Source organism: uncultured Algibacter sp. (genome assembly GCF_947495925.1).
Taxonomy (GTDB): Bacteria; Bacteroidota; Bacteroidia; order Flavobacteriales; family Flavobacteriaceae; genus Algibacter_E.
This window is the reverse complement of the sequence record NZ_CANMAU010000007.1, coordinates 281,031-294,918: the sequence shown is the minus strand read 5'-3', so window position 1 is coordinate 294,918 and position 13,888 is coordinate 281,031. Positions and strand designations below refer to the sequence as shown.

The following is a 13,888-nucleotide window of genomic DNA, read 5'->3' as shown; positions in this document are numbered from 1 at the left end:
ATTAGTTCGTCATAAGCTAAAAAAGCCTTTTGCGAAATTTAATGCATCAAGAAAAGAGCTTACAGTTTGAATATTTTCTTGTTTTAGAATTAGTAATTAGTCTTCAATAAAGTACTATTTATGACTAATTATTTGCAAAATTAATTCTCAACTAATATCCTGTAAGCTATCATATAATAAATAGAAATCTTATTAAGAATTTATTCTACTAAAATGTTATAAAAACATAAAGTGAAAAGTAATGGGTAATACAATTAAAATGGTTACTTCGTAAATATTAACAAAAACTAGACATCTGTTATCTTCATTTGTACATATGTTTTAAGAAAAGACCACCAAAATTAAGATCTTTGATTATCTTTTATAAGCTTACGCTTTAAACCCAAACTAGTTTTTTTAATGTCGAAAATATTAAGTACTATGACTAAATTTCATCTTTTGCTAACTGCTCTAGTTTTATGTTCTTGCAATTCAAAAAAAGAAGTACAAATACAGACCGAAAAAACAAAGCCAAATATAGTATTCATTTTTACCGATGATCAAACTTACTCTTCAATTCATGCGTTAGGAAATGATGAAATCATAACACCAACAATGGATAAATTAGTAAATGAGGGCACAACATTTACACATGCATTCAATATGGGATCATGGAGTGGAGCAGTATGTGCAGCCTCTAGAGCTATGCTTAATTCTGGTCGTTTTGTTTGGAGAGCAAATGATTTTAGGCAGAATTGGGTTAAAAATGATTCGCTTGGTAAATCTTGGGGTAAATTACTAGAAAAAGCTGGATACGAAACTTATATGACGGGGAAATGGCATGTTGATGCACCTGCCGATAAAGTTTATAAAAATGTTGTTCATATTAGACCCGGCATGCCTGGAGACGCTTGGGAACATGAAGTTATGGTTGCTAAATTTGATTCGATTTCCAAAATTCCTAATGCTAACTCTGAAACTATTATGCCCAACGGATACAATCGACCAAAAAGTGTAAATGACACATCATGGTCTCCTACCGATACCACACAAGGTGGATTTTGGGAAGGTGGTAAGCATTGGAGCGAAGTATTAAAAGATGATGCTATAGACTTTATTAATCAAGCTAAAGAAATACAAAAACCATTTTTCATGTACTTAGCTTTTAATGCACCACACGATCCCAGACAAGCTCCTAAAAAATATCTTGATATGTATCCACTAAAAAACATATCCCTTCCAATAAGCTATTTACCTGAATATCCTTATCGACACGATATTGCAAACGGTGATGATTTAAGAGATGAGGCTTTGGCTCCTTTTCCAAGAACTGAATATGCCATTAAAGTGCATAAACAAGAATATTACGCAAGTATTACACATGTTGATGCTCAAATTAAATTAATTATTGACGCTCTTAAAAAATCTGGCAAAATGGATAACACCTATATATTTTTAACAGCAGATCATGGCTTGGCCATGGGAAGACACGGTTTATTGGGTAAACAAAACTTATTCGATCACAGTATTAGACCTCCTTTGGTAGTTTTAGGCCCAGATATACCAAAAAACCAAAAAATTGATACCGATGTTTATTTACAGGATATAATGGCAACATCACTGGAAATAGCTGGTATTTCGAAACCAAAATATGTAGAATTCAACAGCTTTTTGAATATTGCAAAAGGAGAAACAAACAAAGGCCATTATGACGCCATTTATGGTGCTTACTTAAATGTACAACGTATGATTAGAAAGGATAATTTTAAATTAATTGTTTATCCAAACATAAATAAAACATTACTGTTTGATTTAAAAAACGATCCTGAAGAAATGGATAACTTATCAAACAAAAAAGAATACAAAAATCTTTTAAATTCCATGTTTAAAGAATTGCTTGAACTACAAAAGGATATGGATGATCCTTTAAATATGACGGCTATTTACAAAAGCATCTAGGACGTAAACTAAAAACAAGCTTTATATAACAAATATAAAAGAGACTAGCTTAATCTATAAAAATGCAGAATTATTAAAAAAAATGTTGAATAAAATTCAAATTATTATAAATCTTTAAATGGTTATTGGAGTTTTAAATGAGTTTCAAAACCAAATATTAAATGCTATTTAAAGTGCAGCACACTTTAGGCTTATAAAGGTCGCTTAGTGTTTACTAAACTGTTTAAACTTGAATATCCAACAAAATTCTGGATGAAATTAATAGTAATAGCCCTTGAAACTCTAACGTCGAACCTCATGATGAATTTTTAATACCTCCAGGGAGTTATAGTTATCCTTTTTATTTAGTGCCTCTTAGCTATAAAACTAGTCCGGAAAAAATTAAGTTCTGATAAAATCACATAAATATGCTTGACGGATAATTGAAAAAACATGTCTATATTAAGCATATGTCGTAACATAATTACTTTATTTTGTAGAACTAGTTCGAGCACTTCGAAGTATATTGTTAAAAAATACTGTAGAAATGATTTTTTATAGGCTGGTACTATCTATAAGTGATATATTTACGAAATATTTTTTACATACTATGATCATGTCTTTTAAAAGGAGTATACCGCTTTTATACTTCTTAGTTGTCTTTACATTTGGAACTTTATCTTTGAGCTATGGTCAAAATAATATTTATTTTGACCATATAACAACGGATAATGGATTATCACAAAGTGATGTAAATTCAATCTATCAAGACAATCAAGGCTTCATGTGGTTTGCTACTCATGAAGGGCTTAATAAATACGACGGTTATAATTTTACTGTGTATAACCCAGGTTTTAATGTGTCAAATAGCATAAGTAGTAATTTAATTTATGCTCTAACAGGAAGTGATGATGGAAATTTGTGGGTTGGAACTACTGGAAACGGATTAAATTATTTTAATAAATCTTTAGAAAAATTTATGCTTTTTGAGCATAATGATAAAGACCCACACAGTTTAAAAAACAACCAAATTAGCTCTCTATTAAAAGATAAAAAAGATAGACTTTGGGTAGGATCTTTAGATGGAATAGATTTATTAGATTTAAAAAACGGTTTAAAAACAATCAAGTTTCAACATTTCAAATTAAACCAGAATAACATATTTCAACAGCGTGGAAATAACGCTGTTCATAATATTTTTGAAGATAAACAGGGAAATATATGGGTTGGCGGTAACCTGGGACTTTATAAACTTTCAATTGACCAAAATGGCAACTATTATTTTAATCATGTAAGCCGTTTAATTAAATTAGGTAACAGATCTGTTAGAAGTATTAATCAAGATATTTTCGGAAGACTCATTATTGGTACTAATAATGGCCTCTTTATACTCAAAGCAGGTAAAGGAACCAATTGGGTAGAACGAATTGGAGATGGATTCATCAATACAATACTAGCTGAAGAAGGCCGAATTTGGGCAGGTACAAATAATGGTCTTTTATACCTTGAAAATCATGTAGCTAATGCAAACCCCGTTTTAAAGCGAACATTTGTTTATGACCCGATGAATCCTAATAGCATCTCAAAAAATATTATCACATCAATTTACAAAGATAGAACAGGAATTATTTGGGTAGGGACTAATGGCGGTGGGGTCAATAAATTTGATCCGGCAAGAAAAGATTTTAAACATGTTAAAAAAAATCTGAATCCTAATAGTTTAAGTTATGACAAGATCAGATCCATGTTTGAAGATAGTAATGGTACATTATGGATAGGCACAGAAGGTGGTGGGTTAAATATGCTTACTAAGAATAAAGATGATAGTACGTATTCGGAATTTGTTAACTATACGACCCTTACAAAACCATTTACTATTATAGAAGTTGAAAGAAACAATAAAAAGATTCTTTTAATTGGAGGAGGAGATATTCCTGGAGTTTATCAACTAGATATCACTGATCCAAATAAAATTAAAGAAAGTAACATTAAATCTTTTTATAAAATATCCGGAAACGTATTTTCTTTACTAGAAGACAGTAATAAAAACCTTTGGGTAGGAACTTACAATCGTGGAATAAGCAGATGGCTTTATGACGAATCGACAAATGATTATAAAAAAGATATTTTAGCTCATGATATTACAGACACTTTAAGCGTTTCTAATAACATAATTAGAAACATATTTGAAGATAGTAAAGGTAATATTTGGTTTGCGACGGGTAAAGGGCTTTGTAAATTATCTCCTGATCAAATAACTAAAAAGAAACCTAAATTTGATATTTACACAAACAGGCCCTCTGATAATAAAAGCATTAGTCATAATTATAACTTAGAGATTTTTGAAAGTCGTAATGGCGATATCTGGATAGGAACTTTAGGAGGAGGTCTAAACAAATTTGTCCCTGCTTCTTCTCCAGAGGAAGCAGACCGTTTTATTTCTTATAAAATAAAAGATGGTTTACCTAACAATGTGATAAAAGGTATACTTGAAGATGAGGAAGGTCATTTATGGATATCAACAAATAAAGGTATTTCAAAATTTAACCCAGACCTCGGAACGTTTAAAAACTATGACTTGAATGATGGGTTACAAAGCAACGAGTTTCAAGAATTAGCACGTCTTAAAAGGCAAAATGGTGAATTATTATTTGGAGGAATTAATGGATTTAATGCTTTCTATCCAAAAAACATCGAAAATAACATCTATCCAGCAGAAACTGTTATTACTAAATTTTCTATTTCAAATAAACCCGTTCAAATAGGTAAAGAAATAAACGGACGCACAATACTTAACAAAACAGTAAACAATACAGATAAGATAGTATTAAAATATAATGAGAATAATTTTTCATTTGAATTTGCAGCACTTCATTTTGCTTCTCCACAAAAAAACAATTTCGCCTACATGCTTGAAGGCTTTGATAAATCATGGATTTTTACAAATCCAAATAAAAGGTTTGCAACATATACTAATTTACCTCATAAAACCTATACTCTAAAAGTTAAGACATCAAATAATGATGGTTTATGGGATTCGTCGCCTTCCGAGATAAAAATTAAAATCACTCCTCCTTTTTGGAAAACTCCAATTGCCTATTTTCTTTATATTTTGATGGTTTTGGGATTGCTTTTCTTGTTTAGAAGATTTACTATTATTCGAACTACTAAAAAGCATCAGCTTGAAATCGAGCATTTTGAAAATGAAAAAAATGAAGAATTACAAAAAATCAAACTTGAATTTTTCACCAATATATCTCATGAACTTAGAACACCTCTAACCCTTATAAATGCGCCTCTTAAATATTTACAAAAACAAGGAGACAAATTAGAAAAAAGTGTTTTGCAGGAACAGTATAGTTTAATGCAAAAAAACTGTGATTATCTACTGCGACTGGTTAATCAATTGCTAGATTTTAGGAAAATAAATCAAGGCAAAACGCGGTTAGTGATGCGCAAGAGTAACATTATTCAATTCATTAAAGAAGCCAGCGAACCTTTTCAATTTCTAGCTCACAAAAATAATATAAAGCTAATTATCGATTCTGAAAACAAATCTTTAAGCACCTGGTTTGATCATGACGCTATTGAAAAAATAATTAATAATTTATTATCAAATGCATTTAATTATACTGAAGTTGGAGGTACCATATCTATACATATATCTAAAAGTAGTGATATAGGCCAGACGCCAAATCAACACAGAAGTAAACATGTGGTTATCCAAGTTAAAGATACAGGTATTGGTATTGAAAGTAGTAGGCTAAAGAATATTTTTGAAAGGTTTCATACCGAAAAAAACCAAACGATTAAAATATCGAAAGGTGTAGGTATTGGGCTCTCCTTTGTAAATGATATTGTTAAACTTCATCAAGGCAGTATTGAAGTTTCAAGTGAATTAAATAAAGGAAGTATTTTTACAGTTAAATTACCTATAGAAAAATTAGCTTATGAGGGTGTCCCTGAAATTATTTGTAAAGATAGTACAGATAGTGATTTTAGAACAAGGACATCTGAAACGGACTCTCTGGCTATTAGTATAAATGATGAAATTGAAGACCTAGATATAGATAAATCTCGATCCAAAAATCTTGTTCTATTAATCGTAGACGATAATGCAGACATCAGAAGTTTCTTAAAACTAGCACTAAAGGATAAATACGTTATTTATGAAGCTGAAAATGGAAAAATAGGTCTAGACATAGCGACAAAAGTACTACCTAATTTAATACTTACAGATGTTCTTATGCCTGAAATGGATGGTATTGAATTGTGCAAACATGTAAAAACACAGCAGGAAACTAGCCATATACCAGTAGTAATGCTCACTGCTAAACTTTCTCAAGAAAGTGAACTAGAGAGCTTAAAAACAGGGGCCGATGACTACATTAGAAAGCCATTTGACGTTGAACTTTTAGAATTGAAAATAAAAAATATTATTCAACATAGAAATAAATTAAGAACTAAGTTCAATAAAGAAATTGCGTTTAAACCCAAGGATGTTACTGTTACTACTTTAGATGAGCAATTTCTACAACAAGCTGTTGAAATTGTTGAAAAACATATGATGAATACAGATTTCAATGTAGAGATGTTAGTAAAGGAAATGGGATTAAGTAGAAGTAATCTATACCTCAAATTCAAAGAAATAACAGGACTTTCTTCAAGTGAATTCATTAGAAATATTAGACTTAAACGAGCTGTACAATTATTTCAGAAAAGCGATTATTCGGTTAAAGAAATAATGTATATGACCGGTTTTAATACTGCATCTTATTTTGCAAAATGTTTCAAAAAACAATTTGGTATTATACCAAGTGAATATGTTAAAAGGCAAGCTAACAAAAAATCAAATGAACAAATTCCTTAATCTTAGGCCAAACGATACTAATATAATTAAACATAAAAAAAGTGCATTCAATTAAAATGAAATGCACTTTTGATTAAAAAAAACAAATTAAACTAACTACTTCATAATTACTTCTAAAACATAGGCGTAATCACAAGGTTTTTTTAATGGTATCCCTACTTGAAGTCCATCTTTATTTTGAGACCATTTTAATTTTTCCGAAGTTCCTAGCATTTTAACATCGGTAACTTTATTTTCACCACCTAATGATTTAATTAATACCTGACCGTTTTCAGGCCACTCCATCATTATAGCATATAGTTTACCATTTTTTTGGGTGAAACGAATATCTTGTCCAGTGAAATTTTTATTTTGCCCTTCTGAATGGTGACCCTTTTTAACTTCTGTAGGTCCTTCTCCGAATACCTTCCAGTAAGTAGTATCATAAATTGCCTCACCATTAATTGCCAGCCAATTACCAATTTCTAAAAGTATTTCCTTTTGATCCTCTGGAATTGTACCATCGGCTTTAGGCCCTACATTCAATAAAAGGTTACCATTTTTAGAAACAATATCTACCAAATCATCAATTAATTGATTAGCTGTTTTCGATTCCCAATTATCAACATGAGACCAAGAGTTCTTACCAATTGAAGTATCCGTTTGCCAAGGCAATTTTCTTATTCCTGGTAACTTTCCACGCTCTAAGTCATATATTACCGTACCTTCTGGAAATGCCTCATAGTCAAAATTCTTATCATTAATAACCACTTCTTTTCCCCATTCAATTCCCTTATTGTAGTAATAAGCAGCAATTTTTGGGCGCATATCTGCATAATCAGGGATATCTAAATAGAAATCGAACCATAATATATCTGGTTGATAATTATCAATCAAATCCACTGTTCTATCCCACCACTTTTGCTTAAAAGCTTCCGATACAGGTTCATTCAAATCCTTTCCTTTAGCTGAATATAAGTCTGCATATTCTGGATCAGTAGTATCGAAATTATCCTTCTTATTATAAAAAGACCAGTTAAAAGCATAATGAGAAGATGCTCCCATTATCAAGCCCTTACTACGCCCTTCCATAAATAAATCTCCAAGAATATCACGTTTAGGCCCCATATCATATACATTCCAACGTGTTGTATTTGATTTATACATGGCAAAACCATCATGATGATCAGCAACAGGAATTACATATTTGGCCCCTGCTTTCTTAAATAAATCAATCCATTCCTTAGCGTTAAATTTTTCCCCTTTAAACATTGGAATAAAGTCTTTGTATCCAAAACGCTGCTGGTCTCCCCAGTTTTTTTTATGGTGTAAATAAGTTTCGTTTGGTCCTTCCTTAAGTAAATTTAATTGTGCACTAAAAGTTGCTGTATCCATGTACATTTGTCTAGGATACCATTCTGAACCATATGCTGGAACTGAATAAGCTCCCCAATGAATAAAAATTCCAAATTTTTGATTATTAAACCACTCAGGATCCTTATAATGTTTTTTTATGGACGCCCAATTAGGTTTAAAAACTTGAGCCTCATTACTTGCTAAATCTTCCGAAGCAATATTCTTTTTCGTTTTTGAGTTACATCCTATTAAAAGTAATACAGAAGTTAGAATTAAAAAACACTTATATTTAATTGTCATATATTCTTAATTATTTTGATTTACTTAATCTGCATATGTTATTATTAACCTTAGGAGCTAAATTCATATTTTTATCTTGATTTTCATGTGTCTAATGTTGAAATGTACACAACAAATGTGTTTTATACTGTAAAGCAAAATACATAAACAACTAGTTTAAAGCATATTATACTAACATATTGAATGACAATTAAATTCTATAAAACTATCTATCATTTATCATAAATTAATTTTACGAAATTCAATTAAAAGGAATTCCAATGTAAAAAACTTGCCATAATAAAGATAGAGCTGATTAAGAAAAGATAGAACATTTGGTGCATATTTACGGACACTAATATTTTAAGTTAACGTATTATTTGAATATTTTTAAAAAAATTTATTTACGCCGTTTTTTTTAGACTTCAGCCTGAAATACATAGTGAGTTTTTTTAAATAAAAATAACGCTAATTAAAAACAAGAAAACCTTTATTAAACTAAGATCTTCAGAATAAATCCTTTTGAAAAACTAAACACATAATGAAAAAACTAAGTTTATTTTTAATTATTATTCTTTTTGCTCTTATTGGGTGCAAAAAAAACAAAAAACAGGAAATAGTTGAAACTAATAAACCAAATGTAATTTTGGTTATTACAGATGATCAGGGATATGGTGATATTGCTGCACATGGTAACAAAATTATAAAAACACCAAATATTGATAATTTCTACAAAGAGAGTTACCACTTAACAGATTTTCATGTAAATCCAACCTGTGCTCCAACTCGTTCTGGTTTAATGACAGGTAGATTTGCTAATAGTACTGGAGTTTGGCACACTGTAGGTGGCTGGTCTTTACTTAGAGAACAGGAAAAAACAATGGCAAATATGTTTTCTGAAAACGGTTATGCAACTGGGGCGTTTGGTAAATGGCATATGGGAGATAACTATCCGTTTAGAGCTCACGACAGAGGGTTTCAAGAAACGGTGATGCACTACGGAGGCGGCGTGCAACAAACACCTGACTATTGGAATAACACCTATTTTGATGATACTTATTTTAAAAATGGTAAACCAGAAAAATATCAAGGGTATTGTACAAATGTTTTTTTTAATGAGGCTATTAATTTCATAAAAAAGAAACAAAACCAGCCTTTTTTCTGTTACATATCTACAAATGCACCTCATGGACCATATAATGTGCCACCTGCATATTATAATTTGTATAAAGACCTATCAACCGACGTTTTAAGCGATACTCAAAAACGTTTTTATGGGATGATTTCAAATGCAGATGAGAATTTTGGAAAACTAAGACAGACCTTAAAAGAGCTTAAGATTGCCGACAACACTATTATAATTTTTATGACCGACAATGGAACGTCATCAGGTTTTCACAATAGAAATGGGAAAGTAACCGGTTTTAATGCAGGAATGCGAGGAACAAAAGGCAGTGAGTACGAAGGCGGTCATCGCGTACCTTTTTTTATTCATTGGAAAGATGGAAACATTTCAAAAGCAAAAGATATAAGTATGTTAACAGCTCAAATAGATATTTTACCAACTTTGGCTGATCTATGTGATTTAAATTTACCTAAAAATCATAAACCTCTAGATGGCAAAAGCTTAGTCCCAGTGTTTAAAAATTCTGACACATTGTATAATAGGATGTTAGTCACCGATTCGCAACGTGTTCAAGAACCGATAAAATGGAAAAATTGCTCTGTAATGCACAACAAATGGAGACTTGTTAATGGAATAGAATTATATAATATTGAAAACGACAAGGGGCAAGAAAACAATATAGCTATAGAACATCCTGAAAGAGTAAAAAGAATGAAGGCTTTCTATGAAAAATGGTGGAGCCAAGTTTCTGTTGAATTTAATAATCAAGTTTATTTTAAAATAGGACATGAAAAAGAAAACCCAACAGTTTTAACTGCTCATGACGTGCATTCTAACAAAGATAATTATGTATGGAATCAAATAAAAATTAGAAAAGGAGACCAAGGCTCGGGGTACTGGAGTATTGATGTTCAAGAAGATGCTGAATACGAAATCTCCTTGAGACGTTACCCTATAGAAGCGAACTTACCGATAAACCATATTACACCACAGATTACCACACAGGACGTTAAAGGCTTACAGTTTAATATTCCAGAAGGAAAAGATCTCAGCTTCACCAAGGCCTCTATTGAATTTGAAAATGCCTTTAAGAGGAGTGATTCTATTCCTATTGAAGCAAAATCAGTTAACTTTCAAGTAACTCTAAAAGCTGGAAAAACTAAATTTAAAGCGAGTTTTTTTGACAACAATAATTTAGAGAATATAGCCTATTATGTGTATATCAATAAAATAAACACAACCAAATAAAGCTATAATACATATTATTAAAGTTTTTTTCTAGGAATTTATAACTTCACTTATTTCTCATAAAAATGAGAGATAAACAGCAGTTTCTAAATTAAAAAATAAAGGACTCATCAGTAATTGAGCCTGCTAATTATTTTTTGCTTTACCAGTACTACTCTATTTGATGTTTTGGCAAATATTTTTTTAAGGTTTTTGCTCTGTTAGCTTAAAAGAATCAATGGCATGAAAACTAGAACGAGCAGCTATTTCGACCTCATATGTCTTAGCTTCATTAAACACCACATAAACTTGATGTGAATCATTATCAGAAGTACTACTTATCAATGACCATTTGTCAACGTCGTTCATATATATTTTAAAAAATCCATTCCCGTTTTCGCCAGCGGGGTTTGGTGACTTTCCAGTACCTTTAGGATAAATAATACTTGCTCCTCTTACTCCATAAAAATCATCCGCTCCAGGAAACCTTAACCAGCTATCGTTATGCTCTGTATTTGGTTTTAATGGGTCTTTTTTTGCAATATATGACCTCCAATTAAAAAGATATGTTCCCGCTCTAGGAATATCAATAGAATATGTTAACCTACCAACTGTGCCTATTTTATCAGGGCCTTTCCAAAATTGAGCAGGTCCTTCCCAAACAATATAACCCTCACCAGTATATCCTTCAATATCAGTTTTCTTCTTCCAATCTCCAACCATAGGTATACTTGAAGCATCAACTTCAATAACATGAGCCACAAAATCTTGAATACACTCGCACTTTTCTTCATCCAAGGTAAAACCAGAATCACAAACCGCAGTACAAGGGTTCTTTTCGCATTCGCAAGATTCTTCATTTAAAGTAAACCCATCATCACAAGTTTTAGTACATGGTTCTTTTTCACATTCACATAAATCTTCATCCAAAACAAACCCAGCTTCACATTTTTTTTCGCAAATTTCTTCTTTTTCTTTGACTATTTCAGGTTCAGAGTCACTGTTACACGAAAAATTAACAAAAAACACAATTAATAAAAGTAGGTTTAAAAATGATTTCAATTTAGTCATATCGAATTGGTTTAAATTTTAGTTTAAACGCAAATATATAAGTTAATAGTTTTTCAATAACCAAATATTGTTCTAAAGATTACAACATATGATTTTTAGAATAAATTAGTTTTATTAACAGTTTAATTTATCTTTGTTTTCGTAATAAAAAATAATACTTAATTCATATTAACCATAGCCAACTTACTATTTCTTTTTATACCATGAATAAATTACTTCAAACCTTAATAACTCTAAATTTAGTTTTTTTATTATCAGGATGCTCAACAGTTAAAGTTATCAACTCATGGTCGTCTGACAATATAGAAACCATAGAATCAAAAAATATTTTGGTAATTGTAAAAGCTAAAAAAGAAAAATACCGTGAGGTCTACGAAGGGAAAATTGCTCAAAAATTACGTGGATCGAAATTAAACGCTACTGAAAGTCACACTAAATTCCCTGAAATAAATCCTAATGATACTTTAACCAAAACTGATATAGAAAAGATTAAAGCTTTATTCAAAAAAGAAGGTTTTAATGCTGTAGTTTACAGTGCTGTAATTGGAGTTGAGAAACTTTCAAAAACTACTGTCTCTGGTGGGTATGAGGCTGGCACCACATTAGGAGCACCTGCATATATAAACACAATAGGTTTTTATGGCTTTTATACAAGCCCAATCCCAACGCCTGCTTTTAAAGGGGTATATGAAGAGCCTACATATGACACTCAAACATCTAAAATATATGTTTTAGAAACCAGAACCTATAATTTGGATTTACCCGAAAAAGACCAATTGATAGCAGTGGTTACCTCAAAAATTGAAAACGTTGAAACATCTCATAATTTAGCTAATAATTATGCCAAGGCCGTTCTTGAAAGTTTGAGTAAAAATTAAGGTTAGCTAACATTGTCTATTTCACTTAGACGTTTGCGATTTTAGAATTACTCTAACTAAGATCTTATTTAACTCATCCTATCTGATTTTCGTGGTAGTTATATTTTATTGAAAATCACGTCTAGGCTAGTTTAATTAACAAATACATCTTTAAAATATTTATTATAAATTACTCGTATGAAAATAGTTGTACTAGATGGTTACACCCTTAATCCGGGCGATTTAAGTTGGGAAGCTTTAAATGCTTTTGGAGAACTAATAATTTATGATCGAACTCCCTTTGACAATAATACCATTATTAACAGAATAGGTAATGCTGATATTGTTTTAACAAATAAAACACCTATCGACAAAGAGGTAATTGAAAAATCATCTAACATAAAATATATAGGAGTATTGGCTACGGGGTATAATGTGGTGGATATTGATTCTGCAAAAAACAATAGCGTTATAGTTACAAATGTCCCTGCCTATAGTACTCAATCTGTTGCGCAATATACCATGGCTTTACTTCTTGAAATGTGCCATCATGTTGGAGATCATAATCATGATGTTAAATCTGGAAAATGGACAAAAAGTCCTGATTTTAGTTTTTGGAATTCTCCATTAATTGAATTAGAAGGAAAAACAATGGGAATTGTTGGATTTGGTAGTATTGGGCAAGCGACTGCAAAAATCGCTCAAGCATTTGGTTTAACGATTGTAACTCATAGCAGAACGATTAATAGAACACTCGAATCACAAACTTGTAAGTATGTGACTTTAGATGAATTATTTAAACAATCCGATATAATAAGTTTGCATTGTCCGCTAACGGAAGGCACAAAAAACATCATTAATGCACAGAATATTGAAAAAATGAAAACTGGCGTTAAAATAATTAATACTTCAAGAGGCGCATTAATTAACGAAGTAGATCTAAAAAAAGCGTTAGAATCTGAAAAAGTATCAGAAGCCGCTCTAGACGTTGTTTCTTCAGAACCAATTAGTGCCAACAACGTTTTATTGAATACTAAAAACTGCATTATTACACCACATATTGCATGGGCACCAAAAGAAGCAAGAAATCGTCTTATGCTTCAAGCAATAAAAAATTTAGAAGCTTTTATAAAAAAACAACCAATTAACGTGGTAAACTAAATTCTTATTTAGAAGAGAAAATATCATCATCTCTTTAAAAATCTA

At 31.0% G+C, this 13,888-nt stretch carries 7 protein-coding genes; 5 read left to right on the top strand and 2 right to left on the bottom strand.

The window, feature by feature from the left end; all coding sequences use genetic code 11:
* Positions 1-399 precede the first annotated feature (399 nt).
* Both Q0857_RS15830 and Q0857_RS15825 read left to right on the top strand, forming a co-directional pair.
* Positions 400-1,938, top strand: coding sequence for a sulfatase-like hydrolase/transferase (locus Q0857_RS15830; RefSeq protein ID WP_298537503.1), 1,539 nt, complete (start codon positions 400-402; stop codon positions 1,936-1,938).
* 595 nt (positions 1,939-2,533) lie between these two features.
* A complete protein-coding gene (locus Q0857_RS15825; protein WP_298537501.1) occupies positions 2,534-6,787 on the top strand; it encodes a hybrid sensor histidine kinase/response regulator transcription factor in 4,254 nt (1,417 codons plus the stop codon).
* 96 nt (positions 6,788-6,883) lie between these two features.
* On the opposite strand, the gene Q0857_RS15820 is transcribed toward Q0857_RS15825, so the two are convergent.
* Positions 6,884-8,422: an alpha-L-fucosidase gene (locus Q0857_RS15820; RefSeq protein WP_298537498.1), complete on the bottom strand. Its 1,539-nt coding sequence runs from the start codon at positions 8,420-8,422 to the stop codon at positions 6,884-6,886.
* A 520-nt stretch (positions 8,423-8,942) separates the two neighbouring features.
* Here Q0857_RS15820 and Q0857_RS15815 point away from each other — a divergent pair.
* Positions 8,943-10,775: an arylsulfatase gene (locus Q0857_RS15815; RefSeq protein WP_298537495.1), complete on the top strand. Its 1,833-nt coding sequence runs from the start codon at positions 8,943-8,945 to the stop codon at positions 10,773-10,775.
* 183 nt (positions 10,776-10,958) lie between these two features.
* Here Q0857_RS15815 and Q0857_RS15810 read toward each other — a convergent pair whose 3' ends face one another.
* On the bottom strand, positions 10,959-11,825 hold the full coding sequence (locus Q0857_RS15810; protein WP_298537492.1) for a hypothetical protein: 867 nt from the start codon (positions 11,823-11,825) through the stop codon (positions 10,959-10,961).
* A 203-nt stretch (positions 11,826-12,028) separates the two neighbouring features.
* Here Q0857_RS15810 and Q0857_RS15805 point away from each other — a divergent pair, with 203 nt between their 5' ends.
* Together Q0857_RS15805 and Q0857_RS15800 are read left to right on the top strand one after the other, a co-directional pair.
* On the top strand, positions 12,029-12,703 hold the full coding sequence (locus Q0857_RS15805; protein WP_298537489.1) for a hypothetical protein: 675 nt from the start codon (positions 12,029-12,031) through the stop codon (positions 12,701-12,703).
* Between the two features lie 177 nt (positions 12,704-12,880).
* Positions 12,881-13,843: a D-2-hydroxyacid dehydrogenase gene (locus Q0857_RS15800; protein WP_298537487.1), complete on the top strand. Its 963-nt coding sequence runs from the start codon at positions 12,881-12,883 to the stop codon at positions 13,841-13,843.
* Positions 13,844-13,888: the final 45 nt, after the last annotated feature.